The organism is Janthinobacterium sp. GW460-12-1-14-LB5 (assembly GCF_059423585.1).
In genome coordinates this window covers 254,917-275,474 of sequence record NZ_JBWKYD010000003.1, presented here as the reverse complement: position 1 = coordinate 275,474, position 20,558 = coordinate 254,917, and the positions used below count along the sequence as shown (strand labels likewise).

The 20,558-nt window shown below is 61.5% G+C and carries 21 protein-coding genes; 16 read left to right on the top strand and 5 right to left on the bottom strand.

The features are described 5' to 3' along the window. Positions 1–5 precede the first annotated feature (5 nt). Genes AC07X6_RS04430 through AC07X6_RS04415 form a run of 4 tightly spaced genes read right to left on the bottom strand, consistent with a single transcriptional unit; the run spans position 6 to position 2,273 of the window. The gene (locus AC07X6_RS04430) at positions 6–542 is read right to left on the bottom strand and encodes an RDD family protein (protein ID WP_494790211.1); all 537 of its coding nucleotides are present in this window, start codon (positions 540–542) and stop codon (positions 6–8) included. Continuing rightward, positions 532–1,302 (bottom strand): DUF3106 domain-containing protein, encoded by a 771-nt coding sequence (locus AC07X6_RS04425; protein WP_230540360.1) that lies wholly within the window; start codon positions 1,300–1,302, stop codon positions 532–534. Before AC07X6_RS04425 ends, AC07X6_RS04430 begins: the two co-directional genes overlap by 11 nt. Then, complete coding sequence (locus AC07X6_RS04420; RefSeq protein WP_230540361.1) at positions 1,303–1,707, bottom strand: DUF3619 family protein; 405 nt, start codon at positions 1,705–1,707, stop codon at positions 1,303–1,305. Further along, positions 1,704–2,273, bottom strand: coding sequence for an RNA polymerase sigma factor (locus tag AC07X6_RS04415; RefSeq protein WP_230540362.1), 570 nt, complete (start codon positions 2,271–2,273; stop codon positions 1,704–1,706). The genes AC07X6_RS04420 and AC07X6_RS04415 overlap by 4 nt, the downstream gene beginning before the upstream one ends. Positions 2,274–2,769: 496 nt before the next feature. On the opposite strand from AC07X6_RS04415, the gene AC07X6_RS04410 reads away from it, so the two are divergent. The 9 genes from AC07X6_RS04410 (at position 2,770) to AC07X6_RS04370 (ending at position 12,481) form a co-directional block, all read left to right on the top strand. After that, entirely contained in the window at positions 2,770–4,500 is a 1,731-nt protein-coding gene (locus AC07X6_RS04410; protein ID WP_051991041.1) for an acetolactate synthase 3 catalytic subunit, read from the top strand. Between the two features lies 1 nt (position 4,501). Further along, positions 4,502–4,993, top strand: a complete 492-nt coding sequence (gene ilvN, locus AC07X6_RS04405; RefSeq protein WP_010399754.1) for an acetolactate synthase small subunit — start codon at positions 4,502–4,504, stop codon at positions 4,991–4,993. Positions 4,994–5,067: 74 nt separating this feature from the next. After that, positions 5,068–6,084: a ketol-acid reductoisomerase gene (gene ilvC / locus AC07X6_RS04400; protein ID WP_034750044.1), complete on the top strand. Its 1,017-nt coding sequence runs from the start codon at positions 5,068–5,070 to the stop codon at positions 6,082–6,084. 149 nt (positions 6,085–6,233) lie between these two features. Continuing rightward, on the top strand, positions 6,234–6,644 hold the full coding sequence (locus AC07X6_RS04395; RefSeq protein WP_494790210.1) for a hypothetical protein: 411 nt from the start codon (positions 6,234–6,236) through the stop codon (positions 6,642–6,644). Between the two features lie 175 nt (positions 6,645–6,819). Then, positions 6,820–8,058 carry an MFS transporter gene (locus AC07X6_RS04390; RefSeq protein ID WP_494790209.1) on the top strand — a complete coding sequence of 413 codons (1,239 nt, stop codon included), beginning with the start codon at positions 6,820–6,822 and terminating at the stop codon, positions 8,056–8,058. Positions 8,059–8,264: 206 nt separating this feature from the next. After that, complete coding sequence (locus tag AC07X6_RS04385) at positions 8,265–9,020, top strand: SIMPL domain-containing protein (RefSeq protein ID WP_230540365.1); 756 nt, start codon at positions 8,265–8,267, stop codon at positions 9,018–9,020. Positions 9,021–9,123: 103 nt separating this feature from the next. Beyond that, positions 9,124–9,879 (top strand): SIMPL domain-containing protein, encoded by a 756-nt coding sequence (locus tag AC07X6_RS04380; protein ID WP_474292088.1) that lies wholly within the window; start codon positions 9,124–9,126, stop codon positions 9,877–9,879. Between the two features lie 157 nt (positions 9,880–10,036). Then, positions 10,037–10,888: a CDP-diacylglycerol--serine O-phosphatidyltransferase gene (gene pssA / locus AC07X6_RS04375; RefSeq protein ID WP_230540367.1), complete on the top strand. Its 852-nt coding sequence runs from the start codon at positions 10,037–10,039 to the stop codon at positions 10,886–10,888. A gap of 48 nt (positions 10,889–10,936) precedes the next feature. After that, positions 10,937–12,481: a 2-isopropylmalate synthase gene (locus tag AC07X6_RS04370; protein WP_494790208.1), complete on the top strand. Its 1,545-nt coding sequence runs from the start codon at positions 10,937–10,939 to the stop codon at positions 12,479–12,481. A gap of 169 nt (positions 12,482–12,650) precedes the next feature. Here AC07X6_RS04370 and bamE read toward each other — a convergent pair whose 3' ends face one another. Then, positions 12,651–13,148: an outer membrane protein assembly factor BamE domain-containing protein gene (gene bamE, locus AC07X6_RS04365; RefSeq protein ID WP_494790207.1), complete on the bottom strand. Its 498-nt coding sequence runs from the start codon at positions 13,146–13,148 to the stop codon at positions 12,651–12,653. A gap of 185 nt (positions 13,149–13,333) precedes the next feature. Between bamE and rpsO the strand changes: the two genes are divergently transcribed. The 7 genes from rpsO (at position 13,334) to AC07X6_RS04330 (ending at position 20,498) form a co-directional block, all read left to right on the top strand. Beyond that, on the top strand, positions 13,334–13,603 hold the full coding sequence (rpsO, locus tag AC07X6_RS04360; protein ID WP_010399743.1) for a 30S ribosomal protein S15: 270 nt from the start codon (positions 13,334–13,336) through the stop codon (positions 13,601–13,603). 232 nt (positions 13,604–13,835) lie between these two features. Further along, positions 13,836–15,953 (top strand): polyribonucleotide nucleotidyltransferase, encoded by a 2,118-nt coding sequence (pnp, locus tag AC07X6_RS04355; RefSeq protein ID WP_010399742.1) that lies wholly within the window; start codon positions 13,836–13,838, stop codon positions 15,951–15,953. Between the two features lie 206 nt (positions 15,954–16,159). Next, positions 16,160–16,855 (top strand): hypothetical protein, encoded by a 696-nt coding sequence (locus tag AC07X6_RS04350; protein WP_494790206.1) that lies wholly within the window; start codon positions 16,160–16,162, stop codon positions 16,853–16,855. Positions 16,856–16,861: 6 nt separating this feature from the next. Further along, positions 16,862–17,161, top strand: coding sequence for a hypothetical protein (locus AC07X6_RS04345; protein WP_494790205.1), 300 nt, complete (start codon positions 16,862–16,864; stop codon positions 17,159–17,161). 144 nt (positions 17,162–17,305) lie between these two features. Beyond that, complete coding sequence (locus tag AC07X6_RS04340; RefSeq protein ID WP_230540372.1) at positions 17,306–19,264, top strand: methyl-accepting chemotaxis protein; 1,959 nt, start codon at positions 17,306–17,308, stop codon at positions 19,262–19,264. A 154-nt stretch (positions 19,265–19,418) separates the two neighbouring features. Continuing rightward, positions 19,419–19,628 carry a hypothetical protein gene (locus AC07X6_RS04335; RefSeq protein WP_494790204.1) on the top strand — a complete coding sequence of 70 codons (210 nt, stop codon included), beginning with the start codon at positions 19,419–19,421 and terminating at the stop codon, positions 19,626–19,628. A gap of 108 nt (positions 19,629–19,736) precedes the next feature. After that, on the top strand, positions 19,737–20,498 hold the full coding sequence (locus AC07X6_RS04330) for a GIN domain-containing protein (RefSeq protein ID WP_230540374.1): 762 nt from the start codon (positions 19,737–19,739) through the stop codon (positions 20,496–20,498). Positions 20,499–20,558: the final 60 nt, after the last annotated feature.

The following is a 20,558-nucleotide window of genomic DNA, read 5'->3' as shown; positions in this document are numbered from 1 at the left end:
AAAACTCAGGCGGCGACTTTCTTCGACTTCTTGGCCGGTGCCGGCAATTGCACGATCTGCGTGCCCGCCAGCTTGTCGTGCAGGAATTGCCCATTGCCCGTGAACAGGGCCGTGGCCGACCAGGCCAGGATGCCCGCGCCGATGGCGCCCAGCGCTGTCCAGTGCTGCAAGCCGAATGCATACGACACCAGCAGGGCAGGCAGCAGCCACATCCATGACAGGATGTAGCGGTACGCGGCCACGCGCAGCGGCACGTGGGCATGGCCCGGCAGCACGACTTTCAGGCGCCACGTCTTCATGGCCAGGGTTTGCCCTTCGCGGCTCCATTGATGGATGAAGTATGCGCCCATGACGAGGAAGGCCAGGCATTGGCGCATGTGTTCCGTCAACGGCGTATGCGCGCCTTGCACGGCTAGTTCGAACAGCAGGAAAGGCAGGAACAGCGCGGCCAGGGCCAGCAGCGATTCGTACACCATGGAAATCAGGCGGCGCTTGATCGTGGGATGGGAAGTGATGCTGGCGGCAGGCGTGCTATTTGGCATTGGTCGGCAGTGGGGCAGGCGTGGTGGGTGGCGTGACGGGCACGGTGGCGGGGATCGCGGCCGGATCCGTGACCGGCACGGCCACCGCTGGCGTGGCGGCTGGCGGCGTGGCGGGGGCGGTGGCGACAGGCGCTGCCGGCGTAGTGGGGAGCAGGATGGGGGCCGGCTTGCTCGTGTTCGAGTTGATCGCGGGAACTTTTTCCAGCGGCTTTTTCGGCATCGGCACCAGTTCTGTGGCCAGCTTTTTCTTTTGATCTTCCGGCAATTGCTGGTATTGCTCCCATTGCGCGGTTTTTTGACCAGGATCAATCTTCTTCGTGCGCGCATAGTTTTCGCGCACCAGGCGGCGCTGTTCCGGCGTCAGCTTGACCCATTCGCGCATGCGTTCATGCACGCGGGTTTGCTCGTCGGGCGACATGGAGGCAAAGCGGTTGGCGATATCGAGCCATTTCTGCTTGCGCAAGGCTTCGAGCTTGTTCCATTCGCCCGCGAGCGGCTGCAGGGCTTCCTGCTGCGCGCGCGACAGCTTGTTCCACGAGGGATTCTCGCTGGCCTTGGGCGGCGTGCCGCCCTTGCCGGCCGTGCGGGGCGAACCGGGTTTGACGGCCGGGGCCGGCGCTACCACGGGCGCTGCCGCCACGGGAGGCGCGGCGGGCGCGGCATGTTGCTGCGCGCCTACCCAGGCGGCGCCCGCCAGGGCGCAGGCGCCCAGGCCGATGCCGCCGGCCAGCCAGCCTTTGCGTACGCTCGTGCGTGCCATTTATTGCTCGCGTTTCGTCAGGTAGGCGTTGAAGCCATGGTCCATGTACGCGGACAGCGGCAATTCGTCGGACAGCACGGCGGCATCGATTTCTGCCAGTTCGGCAATATGTTGTTCCTGCTCAAACTGATAGATGCCCACCAGGCCGCCGACCAGCAGCAGCAGCGGGATGATGACGCTCATGCGGCCCAGCCACGACAGCGGCTCGGCGAAGAACTGGCTGGCCACGCCGGCGAACACGTTTTCACGCGCGGCCACGGCGATGGGCGCGTCCGCCTTCTTGCGCGACAGGGCCAGCTTGCGTGCCGCTGCCAGGCGATCGGTGGCCGATGCGGGCAGGTCGTCGAGTTTTTCGTTCAGTGCATGGCGTACTTTGTAAGCGAAATTGAGATCGTCGGTGTTCATAATTTAATTCCCTTGGCTTTCAGCGATTCGGCGAGCGTGTGGGTAGCTCTGGAGCAATGTGTTTTCACGCTACCTTCGGAGCAACCCATCGCTTCCGCTGTTTCAGCCACATCCATGTCCTGCCAATAACGCATGAGGAAGGCTTCGCGTTGACGTGACGGCAGTTTTTGTACCTCTATATCAATCAAATCAAGGATTTGCGCGCGTTCGACCTGGTCGGCCGAGGATTCGGCGGCGCTCGATCCCTGTTCCGATTCATACGTGTCAAGTATATCAAAATCTTCATGCTCGTCGCCCGAGGGCTTCATGCCGGAAAACAGGCTGACCCAGGTGTTGCGAACTTTTTCACGACGGAAATAATCAAGGATGGTGTTCTGCAAGATGCGCTGGAACAGCATCGGCAGCTCGGCGGCCGGCTTGTCGCCGTATTTCTCGGCCAGCTTGATCATGGCATCCTGCACGATGTCGAGTGCCGATTCTTCCTTGCGGACCGCGTAGGCGGCCTGCTTGAAAGCGCGCCGCTCGACATTTTCTAGAAAGTCGGATAATTCTTTGTCTGTTGCCATGCGGTATCGGGGATCTTAGCGGCTGCGGGTGCGGTGGGCGAAATGGGGGCGGGTATGCTTTTTGCAACCCCGTGCATGCTAGCAAAAAATGTGCGTTTCCGCAGGGTTTTTGCACGTTGTGCGGGCAAAAATGCAGCGAGGCCGACATTTTCCTTGACCATAATGGTGCAACGCGATAACGTATGGGACGCTTTGAACACCCCAAAGCCCTATGGTCAGGTCGCGACCGGCACACAAGGCCAGCAGCGGCAAGACGCGCTTTCATTTGTAGGCAGTTTGTTCTAACCCGCGCCACAAGCGCGAGCGGTTCGTACAGGCGCCACAGAAACTCCGGCCAAACGAGTTGCGTTAAGCGTTGTTTTGTAAGGTATCTATGGGTGCCCAAAGAAATTGCGTGACCGCATGAAAAGGGAAGCAGGAGCACTGTTGCGTTAGGCGTACCTCGTCAGGAAAGAACATCCGATCAATCTCCAATGGACCTTGAAAGGAATGTTTCATGAATACCGAAGCAGCAGCAGGACCCATTACCGGCGCAGAAATTGTCGTGCGCTGTCTGGCTGAAGAGGGCGTCGAGCACGTCTTTGGATACCCGGGCGGAGCCGTACTCTACATCTACGACGCCATCTTCCAGCAAAACAAATTCCAGCATATCCTGGTACGCCACGAGCAGGCCGCGATCCACGCCGCCGATGCCTATTCGCGCAGCTCGAACAAGGTCGGTGTCGCCATCGTCACGTCCGGTCCGGGCGTCACGAATGCCGTCACGGGCCTGTCGACCGCGTACATGGACTCGATTCCCATGGTGGTGATCTCCGGCCAGGTGCCGAGCCACGCCATCGGGCAGGATGCGTTCCAGGAATGCGACACGGTCGGCATCACGCGCCCCGTCGTCAAGCACAACTTCCTCGTCAAGGACGTCAAGGACCTGGCAGCGACGATCAAGAAAGCCTTCTTCATCGCCCGTACCGGCCGTCCGGGACCCGTGCTGGTCGATATCCCCAAGGATATCAGTATGCACAAATGCCATTTCGACTACCCGAAGGAAGTCGAGATGCGTTCCTACCGTCCCGTCGACAAGGGCCATTCGGGCCAGATCCGCAAGGCCGTGCAGCTGCTGCTGCAAGCCGAACGCCCGATGATCTACACGGGCGGCGGCGTCATCCTGGCGCATGCGGCTCCCGAGCTGAACAAGCTGGTCGACCGCCTGGGTTTCCCTTGCACCAACACCTTGATGGGCCTGGGCGGCTACCGCGCGTCGAGCGAGCAGTATGTCGGCATGCCCGGCATGCACGGCACCTACGAAGCGAACATGGCGATGCAGAATTGCGACGTCCTGATCGCCATCGGCGCCCGTTTCGATGACCGCGTGATCGGCAACCCGAAACATTTCGCCTCGCATCCGCGCAAGATCATCCACGTGGACATCGATCCATCGTCGATTTCCAAGCGCGTCAAGGTCGATATCCCCATCGTCGGCAACGTCAAGGACGTGCTGATCGAGTTCCTCGCGCAACTGGACGCGGCCGAAGCCAAGCCGAACGTCAATGCCTTGAGCAACTGGTGGAAGCAGATCGCCGAATGGCGCGGCCGCGAATGCCTGAAATATCCAACCTCCGACCTGGTCATCAAGCCGCAATCGGTGGTGGAAAAAGTGTTTCAGATCACCAAGGGCGATGCCTTCATCACGTCCGACGTGGGCCAGCACCAGATGTGGGCCGCGCAATATTATGGCTTCGACAAGCCGCGCCGCTGGATCAATTCCGGCGGCCTGGGCACCATGGGGGTCGGCTTGCCGTACGCCATGGGCGTGCAGATGGCCAATCCGGACGCCACCGTTGCTTGTATTACCGGCGAAGGCTCGATCCAGATGTGCATCCAGGAACTCGCCACGTGCAAGCAGTATCACCTGACGCCGAAGATCATCATGCTCAACAACCGTTTCCTCGGCATGGTGCGCCAGTGGCAGGAAATCGATTACGGTTCGCGCTATTCCGAGTCGTACATGGATTCGCTGCCCGACTTCGAGAAGCTGGCCGAAGCGTATGGCCACGTGGGCATGAAAATTGAAAAACCGGGCGACGTCGACGGCGCCCTGAAAGAGGCGTTCGGCATGAAAGACAGGCTGGTATTCATGAACTTCATTACCGACCAGTCTGAAAACGTGTGGCCAATGGTGAAAGCCGGCAAGGGCCTGTCCGAAATGATGCTCGGTTCGGAGGATCTCTAATATGCGCCATATTATTTCTGTCTTGCTGGAAAACGAAGCGGGCGCCCTGTCGCGCGTGGTGGGCCTGTTCTCGGCACGCGGCTACAACATCGAAACATTGACGGTGGCGCCGACGGAAGACTCGACCCTGTCGCGCATGACCATCGTCACCAGCGGTTCGGACGACATCATCGAGCAGATCACCAAGCACCTGAACCGTCTGATTGAAGTGGTGAAGGTGGTGGACCTGACCGAAGGCCAGCATATCGAACGTGAGTTGATGCTGATCAAGGTTCGTGCCGTGGGCAAGGAGCGCGAGGAAATGAAGCGCACCGCCGATATCTTCCGTGGCCGCATCATCGATGTCACCGAAAAGACGTACACGATCGAACTGACCGGCAACAAGGTCAAGCTCGACGCGTTCATCGATTCGATCGACCGCGCCGCCATCCTGGAAACCGTCCGCACGGGCGGTTCCGGCATCGGCCGCGGCGAACGCATCCTCAAAGTATAAAAATACAAGCAGCACTACGCGGCCCGCGGGCCGCATTTAAAACAACAACGCATCATCAAATTATAGGAAATACCATGAAAGTTTTTTACGACAAAGACGCTGACCTCTCCTTGATCAAGGGCAAAAACGTTGCCATCATCGGCTACGGTTCGCAAGGCCACGCGCACGCGCAAAACCTGAACGATTCGGGCGTCAACGTCACCGTCGGCCTGCGCAAGGGCGGCGCGTCGTGGACCAAGGTCGAACAAGCTGGCTTGAAAGTAGCGGAAGTCAACGACGCCGTGAAAGCGGCCGACGTCATCATGATCTTGTTGCCGGATGAAAACATCGCCCAGGTCTACAACGAAAACATCGCGCCGTTCGCCAAGCAAGGCGCCGTGCTGGCCTTCGCCCACGGCTTCAACGTGCATTACGGCCAGGTCGTGCCACGCGCCGACCTCGACGTGATCATGGTCGCGCCGAAAGCCCCGGGCCACACCGTGCGCGCCACCTACACCCAGGGCGGCGGCGTGCCCCACCTGATCGCCGTGTACCAGGACAAATCGGGCATCGCCCGCGATATCGCCCTGTCGTACGCCTCGGCCAACGGCGGCGGCCGTGCCGGCATCATCGAAACGAATTTCCGTGAAGAAACCGAAACGGACTTGTTCGGCGAACAAGCCGTGCTGTGCGGCGGTGCCGTGGAACTGATCAAGGCCGGCTTCGAAACCCTGACGGAAGCGGGCTACGCGCCTGAAATGGCGTACTTCGAGTGCTTGCACGAACTGAAACTGATCGTCGACCTGATCTATGAAGGCGGCATCGCCAACATGAACTACTCGATCTCGAACAACGCCGAATACGGCGAATACGTGACCGGTCCTAAAGTCGTGACCTCGGCTACCAAGGATGCGATGCGTCAATGCCTGAAAGATATTCAGACGGGCGAATACGCGAAGAGCTTCATCCTGGAAAACAAGGCAGGCGCACCGACCCTGATCTCGCGCCGCCGTCTGACGTCCGAGCACCAGATCGAAGAAGTGGGCGCGAAACTGCGCGCCATGATGCCTTGGATCGCCAAGAACAAGATGGTTGACCAGTCGAAGAACTAAGCATTTACCGTTCCTCACACGAAGCCGGCGCAAGCCGGCTTTTTTGTGCGCGGGCGCTTTGCAGCCGACATCCGTTACAATCAGGCCCATTCAACCACACCGTCAGCACCATGCTTGTTTTTTCTAAAGTTCTTGTTGGGAATCTTCATGTGGTCAAGCGCCCCGTTTCGGTTGCCATCAGCTGCTGGTTTCTGGTCATCGGCTCGCTGTCGGCGCTGGTGTCGGCTTACCTCGGCCGCAACGATCCCGCCATGCAGGCGTGGATGGCGGACGGCGCGATTCCCGCCGAGGTGCAATACGCGATTTTGATCTTCAGTCAGGGCATTACCCTGGTGGCAGCGCTGGCCATGCTGCAAAGACAGCGTGGCGCGCGCACTGTGTACCTGGTGTGGGGCGTGATCGACATTGCGTTCTGCCTGGCGACCTTGCCGCAGAAGATGTACGTCTTGCCTGGCGCGCTCCTGTTCGCCGTCATCTGCACCTTGCTTTACAGTCCGAGATCGAATGCCTGGTTTTCGCCGCGCAAGGCGGCCAATGACGCCTGCATGACGCCAGCTTGAGCTCGGTTGTCTTTGTACGCACGCTTTTGCTGCGTTTGCTTTACAATCCCGCCCTTCCTTTGCAGTTTCATATAGCTGCATCTGTTTCGGTATCTGCCGACCGCAACGCGCATCACCGCTTTTGTAGCACGCCAGACGCTAATTGATCAGCCGCCTGGCAACCTGAAGGACCCCTATGACCGACCGCATTACCGCCACAGTCCCCATGCCGGGCACTGCTGAATCCTCCGTTTCCGAACGGCTTCCCGTCCTGGCCTTGCTGGCCCTGGCCATGACGGCCTTCCTCGCCCTGCTGTCCGAAACCTTGCCGGCCGGCTTGCTGCCGCAGATTGCCCGCGACCTGGGCATTTCCGAAGTCATGACTGGGCAGCTGGTCACCGTGTACGCCATCGGTTCCATCCTGACGGCGATTCCCCTGACGGCGCTGACAAGCACCTGGCGCCGGCGCAATGTCTTGTTGCTGGCCATCATCGGTTTCCTGATCTTCAATACGGCGACGGCCCTGGCGCCCAACTACCTCGTTGCCCTGGCCGCGCGCTTCGTCACCGGCATGGCCGCCGGCCTGGCCTGGGGCTTGATGGCCGGCTACGCGCGCCGCATGGTCGGCGTGGAGCAGCAGGGCAGGGCGATGGCCATTGCCATGATCGGTACGCCGCTGGCCCTGTCGCTGGGCGTGCCGCTGGGCACCCTGATGGGCGGCGTGCTGGGCTGGCGCAGCATCTTCGGCATCATGTCCGCCATGGCCGTGGTGCTGGTCGCGTGGGTGCTGCTGGCCGTGCCCGATTATCCGGGGCAAAAGAATGGCGAACGCCTGTCGATCCGGCAAGTGTTCATGACGCCGGGCGTGCGGCCGATTCTGGCGGTGATCGTCGCCTGGATGCTGGCGCATAACATTCTGTATACCTACATCGCGCCGTTCCTGGCGCCGTCCGGCTTGCGCCCCCGCGTCGACCTGGTGCTGCTCGTGTATGGCGTGGGTTCCTTGGCCGGCATCTGGCTGGTCAGCCAGCTGATCGACCGCTGGCTGCGCCCGCTCGTGCTGGGCTGCATCGCCGCCTTTGCCCTGGTGATGGTGGCGCTGGGGCTGGCGATGGACTCGCCAATCGTCATCTATGTCAGCATGGCCATCTGGGGCATCACCTTCGGTGGCGCGGGTACCCTGCTGCAGACGGCGTCGGCGGATGCGGCCGGCGACGGCATGGACGTGGCGCAAGCGATGGTGGCGACCATCTGGAACGTGGCCATCGCGGGCGGCGGCCTGGCGGGCGGCATGTTGCTCGACTGCTATGGCGCGGCCTCGTTCCCATGGGCCATGCTGGCCTTGCTGCTGGTGGCGCTGGCCATCGCCTGGGGCGCGCACCGGCACAGTTTCAAGCCGGGCCGGCGCAGCGGCGGCGCGGTCATAGGTCACTAACAACACTGTTATTTTGAATGGCAGTGTATTGAAATGTGAGCAGATGTGACTGGCAAGCACATTTTGTGACGATTTGTTAATTTGCGCCACAGGAATGAACGAGGCGTTAGAATCTACACAGTTTGACAAGTTTCTCAAGCGAAAGGGATGGCAAAAGCGTCCCTTTCGCGGGCTGTCAGCCACATTAACTACCTAGGAGTACCCCCATGACCGTGATGAAATCCGTCCTTGTTGCCGCCGCAGCCACCGTTGCCCTGAGCGCGCAAGCTCAATCCTTGCCGACTTCCGGCACCCTGGTGGTCGTCCCCGCATTTGGCGAAGTCAAGCATGTCAATGACCAGGTGGTCGCTACCCTGGCCGTCGAAGAACAGGACAAGGACAAGGCCGCCGCCGCGTCGAGAGTCAATCAGAAGATGAACAAGGGTATCGCCATCGTCAAGCAGGCTGATCCGTCGGCCGCACTGAAATCGTACGGCTACTACACCTATCCCGTGTACCCGGAAGAGCGCCCATTGCCGGCCGGCGCCGTGGCCAAGCCGCGTTTGCCGACGGCCTGGCGTGTCGGCCAGTACCTGGAAGTGACGACGGCCAACCTGGCGACCTTGCCAAAAACCGTGTCGGCGGCGCAAGGCGTGCTGACCCTGAATGGCTTGAATTTCGGCCTGAAGCCGGAAACCATCCGCCTGCTGGACGACCAGCGCATCGCCGCCACGTATAAAAACCTCAACGAGCGCGTGGCCGCCATCGCCAAGGCCATGGGCCGCAACGTCTCCGACGCCGTGCTCGATACGGTGGACTTCGAAGGTTCGGGCAATTACGCCACCGAAAGCCGTCCTGCCGCCGCACCGATGATGATGCGCAGCGCCAAGATGGCCGAAGACAGCACCGTCGCCGAACCGAGCTTCGAACCAGGCGAAACGACGCTCGACATGCGCGTCGTCGGCAAGGTCAAGTTCAAGTAAGCGCACTCGCGTGGAAATGTTTCCGCGTTAGCATGTTTTAAGATGATCATGGGGCTGCTGGCCCCATGGTCGTTTTTGCCCCATTATTTTCCAGGAGAACACCATGACCGTCATGAAATCGTTGCTGGCCGCTGCCGCCGCTACCGTAGCCCTGGGCGCACACGCCCAAACCTTGCCCACCGCTGGCACCCTCGTGGTGGTGCCCGCGAATGGCGAAGTGGTGCATGCGAATGACCAGGTGACCGTCACCCTGGCCATCGAAGAGCAGGACAAGGACAAGGCCGCCGCCGCCTCGCGCGTGAACCAGAAGATGAACCAGGGCGTGGCCATCGTCAAGAAGGCCGACCCGCAAGCCGTGCTGAAGACCCAGGGTTACTACACGTATGCCGTGTACCCGGAAACGGCGCCCTTGCCGCCGGGCGTCGCCGCCAAGCCGCGTGTGCCGACCGGCTGGCGCGTAGGCCAGTACCTGCAGGTAACGACGACGAACCTGGCCGCCTTGCCGAAAACCGTGTCGGCCGCGCAAGGCGTGCTGACCCTGAACCGCCTGAACTTCGGCCTGGCCCCCGCCACCATCCGCAAGCTCGACGACCAGCGCATCGCCGCCGCCTACAAGAACCTCAACGAGCGCGTGACGGCCATCGCCGGTGCCATGGGCCGCAACGTCAACGATGCCGTGATCGACACCATTGATTTCGAAGGTTCGGGCAACTACGCGCAACGCGTCAGCGTGACCGGCGCGCGCAACATGAGCGCCGATTCCATGGGCTATGGCGGCAGCCAGGTGGCCGAACCGAGCTTCGAGCCGGGCGAAACCACCCTCAACATGGGGCTGGTGGCCAAGGTCAAGTTCAAATAAGGCTAGTATTGGTGTCAATATTGCCGGCTTGACGCCGCCGCGCTTTTCTTTGGCGGCGGCTCCTCTATAATGGCAACATCGGCAGGCGCATGCCGCAAGACGAATGCGCCTGCCATCTGGCACCGAATCCCCCGCAGTACACAAGATATGGAACAACATGGCAAACTTCCCCCGTCGTAGAGGCAAGAACGGCACTCCCGCAGCATCCAAAGCGTCCCGCTTCAGCAAATTCGTGCGCCAGCCGGTGGCCGATGGCACGGGCAAGAAAACCTTGCGCCGCCGCGGCATCTATCTGTTGCCGAACGCCTTCACGACGGCAGCCCTGTTTTGCGGTTTCTACGCCATCGTCATGGCCATGAACCAGAAATTCGAACACGCGGCCTGGGCCATCTTCATCGCCATGATCCTCGACGGCCTCGATGGCCGCATCGCGCGCCTGACGAATACGCAGAGCGAATTCGGCGCCCAGTACGACAGCCTGTCCGACATGGTGTCGTTCGGCGCCGCGCCGGCGCTGGTGATCTACGAATGGTCGCTGCGCGGCATGGGCAAACTGGGCTGGCTGGCCGCCTTCGTGTATTGCGCTGGCGCCGCCTTGCGCCTGGCCCGCTTCAACACGAACATCGCCGTGGTCGACAAGCGCTTCTTCCAGGGCTTGCCCAGCCCGGCGGCCGCCGCCATGGTGGCCGGCTTCATCCTGCTGATGAACGACCTGGAATTTGCCGGCAACCAGCTGGCCTGGGTCTCGTGGACGATCGCCCTGTTTTCCGGCTTGACGATGGTCACCAACGTGCCGTTCTACAGTTTCAAGGATGTGAATTTCCGCAAGTCCGTGCCTTTCATCGTGGTATTCCTGCTGGCATTGTTCTTCGCGCTCATTTCCATCGACCCACCGAAAGTGCTGTTCCCGATTTTCGTCGCCTATGGCCTGTCCGGCTACGCCGTGTTTTTCTGGCGCATGGCGAAGGGCAAGCCCGTCAGCATCATTCAGACCGACCCCGAGCATTGATGCGCTGGGTCGGTAGCGTCGCCAGTCTTCAGCCAGCCAGGAGCAGCCATGAACACCAGCAACCGACTCATCATTTTTGACACCACCTTGCGCGACGGCGAGCAATCGCCGGGCGCTTCCATGACGCGCGAGGAAAAGCTGCGCATCGCCAGGCAGCTCGAACGCATGAAGGTCGATGTGATCGAAGCGGGCTTCGCCGCCGCCTCGCAGGGCGACTTCGAGTCGATACGGGCGATTGCAGGCGCCGTGCGCGAGTCCACCATCTGCTCGCTGTCGCGCGCCAACGACCGCGACATCGCCCGCGCCGCCGAAGCCTTGCAACCGGCCGAGCGCAAGCGCATCCACACCTTCATCGCCACGTCGCCCCTGCACATGCAGATGAAGCTGCGCATGACGCCCGAGGAAGTTTTATTGCAGGCGCAGAACGCCGTGCGCTACGCGCGCCAGTTTACGGACGACATCGAATTCAGCCCCGAAGACGGCAGCCGCTCCGACGAGGATTTCCTCTGCCGCGTGCTCGAAGCCGTGATTGCCGAGGGCGCCACCACCATCAATTTCCCTGATACGGTCGGCTACGCCGTGCCTGAAATCTTCGGCGCTACCATCCGCCGCTTGCGCGACCGCATACCGAACTCCGATAAAGCCATCTGGTCTGTCCATTGTCATAACGACCTGGGCCTGGCCGTGGCCAATTCGCTGGCCGGCGTTATGATCGGCGGCGCGCGGCAGATCGAGTGTACGGTCAATGGCCTCGGCGAGCGGGCCGGCAATACGGCGCTGGAAGAAGTGGTGATGGCGTTGCGCACGCGCGCCGCCTACTACAACTTGACGGTGGGCATTGATACAACGCAAATCGTGGCCGCCTCGAAAATGGTGTCGCAGATCACTGGTTTTGCCGTGCAGCCGAACAAGGCCGTCGTGGGCGCGAACGCTTTTGCGCACGCGTCCGGCATCCACCAGGACGGCATTTTAAAGGCGCGCGAGACGTATGAAATCATGCGCGCCGAAGACGTGGGCTGGACGGCCAACAAGATCGTCCTCGGCAAATTATCGGGCCGCAACGCCTTCAAGCAGCGGCTGCAGGAGCTGGGCATCGCGCTCGAATCGGAAGCGGAAGTCAACGCGGCTTTTCTCCGCTTCAAGGAGCTGGCGGACCGCAAATCCGAGATTTTCGACGAAGACATCATGGCCCTCGTCAGCGATGAACAGCAGGCGCAGGAGAGCGAGCACTACCGATTTATTGCGCTGACGCAACAGTCGACGACGGGCGCCGTGCCCCATGCGCGCGTGGAATTCCTCGTCGGCGGCGTGCAGCGCAGCTGCGAAGGGCAGGGCGACGGTCCCGTCGACGCCACCGTCAACGCCATCGAAAGCGCGGCCGCCAGTGGCGCGGAGCTGGTCTTGTTCTCCGTCAATGCCATCAGCACGGGCACGCAGTCGCAGGGCGAGGTGACGATGCGGCTGTCGCGCGACGGTCGCATCGTCAACGGCGTGGGCGCCGACCCGGACATCATCGTCGCGTCGGCCAAGGCGTATTTGTCGGCGCTCAATAAGTTACATGCCAAGGATGAGCGGATCGACCCGCAACCTTAGTGAAGGACGCCTGATTAAACCTACTACGCGTCGCGCTTTGCGGCCGGCGATGTTCACCACCTCGGCGGCCCCGTGCTCAAGCACGGCTGCGCTTCTTGGCCCAAAGGGGGCGCCGAGCCTCACTGCCGCTCGCTACGGTTTTATCAGGCGTCGTTACGCCGGTAATGGTTTACCAGAAGAAGCGGCGCTCTTCCTTGGCAGGATCGGGCCCGTTCATCATCATGCGCACGATGCCGTCGTGGTCGAAGTGCACGTGCATCATGGAATCCCACACGCCCGATTCCTTGTAGCGGTAAGACCAGACGTGCAGTTTCGGCAGCGACAGATACGAGGTTTCCGTCGGGCGGCCCAGCGTGTGCAGCACGTCTTGCTGGGTCGACACGCCTACCTTGATGCGGGCAAAGCCCTGCGTGTCGAGCACTTGCTCGTAGGAAATCAACTTGTCGTCGGGACCGAAGCGGGCCATGTACGTGTACTGGCCGTACGGCCCCGTCGCGTATTCCAGTTCCGGCCCCGTGGGCAGTTGATAAATATTGGTGGGCCGGCCCAGGCGCGCTTCCACGGCGGTGCGCGGCTCGCCCGGCTGCGGCGGCGGGACGTTCCAGCTGGCGCAGCCGGCCAGCACGGCAAACAGCAGCGGTGTTGCTAATTTGAGCAGATTTTTCATGTTGGACCTCCTGAAATGCAGGAAAACCCTATCATGCACCGAGAAAAGCGCGCACGACAGGATACAGGCGGGCATTTTTCCGATATACTTGCGCGTCTGGTTGGCAGCCTAGGCCAGTATTTTAATAATCGTAGTTCACGGTGGATAGGGTTCAGACTCTGTGCACCGCATGTGAAAGGTTTATCATGACAGTAGAAAACATCAACAAAGCCGCTATCATCGCGGACAACGCACGTGGTCAAAACGACACCGGCTCCCCTGAAGTGCAAGTTGCACTGCTGACAGCTCGCATCAACGAACTGAACGGCCACTTCAAAGCCCACTCGAAAGATCACCACTCCCGCCGCGGCCTGATCATGATGGTCAACCGTCGTAAGAGCCTGTTGTCCTACCTGAAGGCTAAAGACGCTACCCGTTATCGCGACCTGATCGCTAAACTTGGTCTGCGCAAGTAATTTTTGCCGTACAAGGTTTATACAGAAATGCCTGCGCCAGTTCGCTGACGCGGGCATTTTGTCATTTGAATTCCGGATTTATGTCGGGAAGTACAGTATTCTCTACCGACATCATGTTTTAAAAGTAAAGTAGCAAAGGTGGCAACAAGTAAAGGCAGCATTTTTACGCCGCCTGTGGTGAGGTGAACGACAGCCCCTGAAAATCTGTCGGCAATTAGAAAAGGGATACCCCATGTTTAACAAAGTTACGAAAACCTTCCAGTACGGTCAACATCAAGTGACCCTGGAAACCGGCGAAATCGCTCGTCAGGCATCCGGCGCAGTGCTGGTGTCGATCGAAGATACCGTCGTTCTGGCAACGGTAGTGGCACGCAAAGATGCCAAGCCAGGCCAGGATTTCTTCCCTTTGACGGTTGATTATGTCGAGAAAACCTATGCTGCCGGTAAAATCCCGGGCGGTTTTTTCAAGCGCGAAGGCCGTCCTTCCGAAAAAGAAACACTGACATCGCGTCTGATCGACCGTCCTATCCGTCCGCTGTTCCCGGAAGGCTACCTGAATGAAGTTCAAGTCATCATTCACGTGCTGTCGGTCAACCCTGAAATCGATCCGGACATCGCCGCCATGATCGGCGCATCGGCCGCCCTGTGCGTGTCGGGCGTGCCTTTCAACGGTCCTATCGGCGCCGCGCGCGTCGGTTACGCCAACGGCCAGTACATCCTGAACCCAACCGTCCAGCAACTGAAAACGTCGGAAATGGACCTGGTTGTCGCCGGTACCGAAACGGCCGTGCTGATGGTCGAATCGGAAGCGAAACAGCTGTCCGAAGAAATCATGCTGGGCGCCGTGGTCTTCGGCCACGACCAGATGAAAGTCGTCATCGACGCGATTCACGACCTGGTGCGTGACGGCGGCAAGCCGGAAGTGGAATGGGCGCCTGCGCCGAAAAACGAAGCACTGATCGCCCGCGTCGCGCATTTCGCCAACGCCAAGATCAATGATGCGTATCAAACCAAGGACAAGCAAGAGCGCACGGCCAAGCTGAAGGCGGCAACGTCGGAAGTGATCGCCGACCTGTCGGCCGAAGCGGCTGCCGCCGGCGGCGCGTCTATCGACAGCGCTGAAGTCAACAACATCCTGTTCGATATCGAAGCCAAGATCGTGCGTACGCAGATCCTGGACGGCGAGCCACGCATCGACGGCCGCGACACGCGCACCGTGCGTCCGATCTCGATCCGCACCAGCGTGCTGCCACGCACCCACGGTTCGGCCCTGTTTACGCGCGGCGAAACGCAGGCGCTGGTCGTGGCAACTTTGGGCACCGCCCGCGACAGCCAGAAGATCGATGCGCTGATGGGCGAATTCACGGATTCGTTCATGCTGCATTACAACATGCCTCCGTTCGCCACCGGCGAAACGGGCCGCGTCGGTACGCCGAAGCGCCGCGAAATCGGCCACGGCCGCCTGGCCAAGCGCGCGCTGATCGCCGCCCTGCCAGCAGCTGAAGAGTTCAGCTACTCGGTGCGCCTGGTATCGGAAATCACGGAATCGAACGGTTCCTCGTCGATGGCATCCGTCTGCGGCGGCTGCCTGGCACTGATGGACGCCGGCGTGCCGATGAAAGAACACGTGGCCGGTATCGCCATGGGCCTGATCAAGGAAGGCGGCAAGTTTGCCGTGCTGTCCGACATCCTGGGCGACGAAGATCACCTGGGCGACATGGACTTCAAGGTAGCCGGTACCCGCAACGGTATCACGGCGCTGCAGATGGACATCAAGATCATGGGCATCACCAAGGAAATCATGCAAGTGGCGCTGGCGCAAGCCAAGGAAGGCCGCGAGCACATCCTGGGCGAAATGCAAAAAGCCATGCCGCACGTCAAAACCGAACTGTCCGATTTCGCACCGCGTCTGATCACCATCAAGATCAACCCGGAAAAAATCCGTGACGTGATCGGCAAGGGCGGCGCCGTGATCCGCGCGCTGACCGAAGAGACGGGCACCCAGATCGACATCAGCGACGAAGGCGTGGTCACCATCGCTTCCGTCGACGCTGCCGCCGGCCAGGAAGCCAAGCGCCGCATCGAAGAACTGACGGCATCCGTCGAAGTGGGCAAGACCTACGAAGGCACCGTGCTGAAACTGCTGGACTTCGGCGCCATCGTGCAAGTCATGCCAGGCAAGGACGGCTTGCTGCACATCTCGCAGATCGCCAACGAGCGCGTCAACGCCGTGGCCGACTACCTGAAAGAAGGCCAGCTGGTGCGCGTCAAGGTTCTGGAAACGGACGACCGCGGCCGCCTGAAGCTGTCGATGAAAGCTGCTGAAGGTAACGAAGCGCCAGCCGCTTAAGTCAGACTGACTGCGGCCTCGGCCGCATGCTCAAAAACCGCCGGTGCGCAAGCCCTGGCGGTTTTTTTATGCGCATCGTTTGCGCTGCATCGAAGCTGTGTGCCGACGCGTGCACCGGCCTTGATGCAGGTCGCATCGGCCAGTTTTGCGCCTTGTAGATTCAAGGGAGGATCTACCCCTGAACGAGTCTTCCAAGGAGATGCAGCATGCGCACATTCTGCGGGCTGGCCGCCGCCTTTCTGTTTGCCGTCGCGCCCGGTGTCCGGGCACAGCTGGACAACGCACCCACGCCGGTGCCGCTGCCCATTCCCATCGCCGCCGCGTCCGCGTCCATGCCGGCGCAAGACCTCGATGCCTTGCGCGCCGTGCATGCGCGCGAAATCAATGACCTCAGCACCTTCAGGACGGCGGGCTTGCCGCGGGATGCGATCGATGCCTACCTCGAGAGCGGACCAGGGCAGCAATTCCTGCGCGAACTGCGCGCCGCCGATCCTGCCGCGTCGGCCGACACCATCTATGCGCGGGCCGTAGAACAGCTTGCTTCCGGCAGCACCGTGCCGGACTTGCAAGCCATGTCGGCCGCCTTGGTAAAAATCGTGCCGCATGGCCAGAATGTGTCGCCGTATTCGCCGTATTTCACCACCAGCGCGCAATTGCAGCAGGCCGCGGGCCAGTGCGCCACCCTGGCCGACTGCTTCGGCTTGCCCTTGAAGAGCGAGGCGCCGCTGTATGATGTGTATCAAATCATGCCCAAGGGTACCGTCAACGTGTTCGTCAGCCAGGTGGCGCCCACGCAGGAACTGGGCGGGCTGGTGCGGCGCAAGGGTGGGGCGCAGCAGTATTTATTGCCCAACCGTAGTCTGTGGTCGGCACCCGTGCTGATCGGCACGATCAAGAATTGAGGAGACATGATGGATCAACAGCGCTTGCAAGCCAGCGCCGCCGAACTGGGGCAATTGCTGGCGCGCCTGGCGCCCGCCGATGGGGAAGTGGCCGACCTGCGCAGCGCGCTCGAGCCGCTGCTGGCGTTGGCGGGCAGCGGCGCCTTGACCGCGCCCCTGCCGTGGGGCGATATCCCGGGCGGGCGCTATTTTACGGAAGGCGGCTTGCGCCGGTATCCCGAGCTGGAGCAGGCGTTTGCCCGCTTCCGCATCGAAGCGACGGGCGGCGAATCGCCCGCCTTGCGCAAGCTGCGGGGCGAGATATAGTGAATATATCGTTAACATGAAGTTAATATAAGGTATCAATTGTTGTTTATGGGTAATTGAGAGTCGGTATTGCTTGACGACAAAATCTTATTCCCCGACCATGGCGCATCCCTCCCGATTTCCTCTTTTTTTATTGGATGCACCATGTTGTCCTCCCTTAAGGCGCGGCTGATCGCCATCGCCGTTTCCATCGTCGTGCTGGCCATGCTGGCCGTCGCCATCGCCAATTTCTTTACCACGCGCGCCAGCACCCTGGCTGCGCTCGACACGCAGATGCTGCAGTTGTCGCACAGCCATGCCACGGCCATTGCCGAATGGCTGCGTTCCAAGCAAGCCGTCGTAGGCTCGCTCAAGCAGGGCGCCACGGCGGCCGATCCGCTGCCGGCCCTGAAGGCGGCCGAGCAGGCGGGCACGTTCGACATGGCGTACATCGGCTTTGCCGACAAGCATGCCGTCTTCTCGCAGGAGCGCAAGCGCGCCGCCGACTACGATCCCACGGCGCGGCCCTGGTACAAGCTGGCGTCCGAGACGGGCGGCCCCATCATCACTGCGCCGTATATCGGCGCCAGCACGGGCAAGCTGGTGGTGACGTTTGCCGAGCCGCTGGGCGGCAAGGGCAGCGTGACGGGCGTGATGGCGGCCGACGTGATGATGGATGCCGTGGTGCAAAACGTCGCGTCGATCAAGCCGACGCCGGCCAGCTACGGCTTTCTCGTCGATGGCGGCGGCAAGATCATCGCCCACCCGGACGGCAAGCTGACCTTGAAGCCGCTGGCCGAGCTGGACCCGGGCCTGAGCGCGCAGGCGCTGGCCGATATTGAAAAGAGCGGCGACGGCGCCGCCATCCGCCTGGACGGACGTGACGGTATCTTGCATGTAAGCAAAGTGCCGGGCAGCGACTGGCTGCTGGCCACCGTGCTGGATCGGGCGGAAGCCACGCAAGCCTTGAGTTCCATGCTGCGCGCCTCGGCCCTGACGGCCTTGCTGGTGCTGGCTCTGGCCGCCACGGTCTTGAGCGTGCTGGTGGCGCGCGCCTTGCGCCGCCTGGGCCTGGTGCGCGATGCGATGGAAGCGATTGCCACGGGCGACGGCGACCTGACCAGCCGACTCGATGCGGATGGTTCGGACGAGCTGGCGCAGATCGCCAAGGCGTTCAATTTGTTCGTCGAAAAGATCGCTACCGTGCTGGTGCAGATCCGCAGCATCAGCACCCTGGTGCGCAGCGAATCGGCCGATATTGCCGCCGGCAATGCCGACCTGTCCTCGCGCACGGAAGCGCAGGCGGGCGCGCTGGAAGAAACGGCCAGTTCGATGGATGAGCTGACCTCGACGGTGAAACAGAATGCGGAAAACGCGCACGCAGCCAACGAGCTGGCCGTGTCCGCCTCGGAAGTGGCGGCCAAGGGCGGCCGCGTGGTGCAGCAAGTGGTCGGCACCATGGCCGGCATCCAGGAAAGCTCGCGCAAGATCGTCGACATCATCGGCGTGATCGATGGCATCGCCTTCCAGACGAATATCCTGGCCCTGAACGCGGCCGTCGAGGCGGCGCGCGCGGGCGAGCAGGGCAGGGGCTTTGCCGTCGTGGCCTCCGAAGTGCGCAACCTGGCGCAACGCTCCGCTGGCGCAGCGAAGGAAATCAAGGAATTGATCGGCGATTCGGTGGAAAAAGTCGATGCGGGCGGCCGCCTCGTCGATGAAGCGGGCCAGACCATGGATCAGGTGGTCGCTTCGGTGCAGCAATTGACCACCATCATGAGCGAGATCACGGTGGCCAGCCGCGAACAGAGCGCCGGCATCGGCGAGATCAATACGGCCGTCACGCACATGGATACCATGACGCAGCAGAACGCCGCCCTCGTCGAGCAGGCGGCCGCCGCCGCGGAGAGCCTGCAGGAGCAGGCCGTTGACCTGGCGCAAGCCGTCGGCATGTTCCGCCTCGGCGATGCGGGGCCTGCCGCGGCGTCCGCGCCCGTGACGCGCCTCAAGGCGAAGCCGGCTGCATCAGCGCCGCGCGCGCCGGCCCGCGCGCTGTCGCCAGCGCTATCGCCAGTCAAACCCGTCAAGGCGGCCAAGTCCGGTGCCGACGAGTGGGAAGAGTTTTAAGCTGCACGCGTAGCGATCCGCACGTTCATCCGCGTTTTTGTCAGGCCAGCCTGCCAAAAGCGCAGTTCGTCGCAATCGGCGTGTCTGCCGGGGGCGGTATGGCTATAGTCACACCATACCGCAAGCCCACTGCCAGACACCCGAGGAGAACAACATGAACGTCGCTAAAAACATGGAAATCATTGCCGTTGCCGCCGCCATCCTGTTCGGCGCCAGCTGCTACGCCACCGCCCCGACCGCCCCGGCCCTGCAGGTGGCCAGCGCCACGGCCACCCAGGCCGCGCCAGCGGACAAGGCGGCCATGCAAGTGGTGGTGGTCAAGGCCAAGCGCCTGACTGCCTTGGAAAAGGCCCGTTTCGCATAATTGATTGTCAGCAATTTTCGGCACTGCTACAGTGCTGTTGCGCGAGCAATGCCGGCACCCCTGGCGGACGGCCTGACAGATAAAAACAAGATACCGAGGATGCACTACATGAAAAAGACACTGGAACTGGCGCTGTTGTTGCTGGTCACACTGGGGTTCGTGCGCGGCGCGGCCGCCGAGACCCGCTTGCTGGAAATGCGCAGCGTCGACGCCCGCGTGGTGAGGGTCAAGCTCGATGGCGTGATGGAAGTGCGCATTCGCCAGGGCAACGTGCCTTCGCTGAGCATCACGGCCGACAAGCGCTACATCGCCGATGTCAGCACGGCGCAAAGCGGCGACACCCTGCACATCGAGACGGAAGTGCGCGGCTTCAAGATCGGCCCTTCGTCGATCCGCGCCGACCTGGTCTTGCCGAACTTGCGCGAACTGAGTTCGGAAGGCTTCGGCAGCACGGACATCACGGGCTTCAAGGGCGAGGAACTGACCCTGTCGCTGGAGGGGGCGGGCAGCATCAAGCTGGTGGGCGACTACCGCAAGCTCAATGCCAGCCTGGGCGGCGTGGGCAGCATGCAGATATGGATCGGCAACAATGAGCGGGCCGAGCTGGACTTGCAGGGCGCCGGCTCGGTGGTGCTGGGCGGACGCGGACGCATGCTGAAAGCCAGCCTGGGCGGCCTGGGCAGCCTGAATGCGCAGCAGTTCGAAGCGGACGCCGTCAACCTGGAATTGAGCGGCCTGGGCAACGCCACGGTGAATGCCCATACGAATGCCAAGCTGAACCTGAGCGGACTCGGTTCGGTGGTGGTGTACGGCAAACCGGCTAACCGCGACGTCAGCGTCGAGGGCCTGGGCAAGGTGAGCTGGAAGTAAGCAAGCGCAGCCAGGCCTAGCTGTCCTTGGACTGGATAAGAAAAAGCAGTGAGACCACAT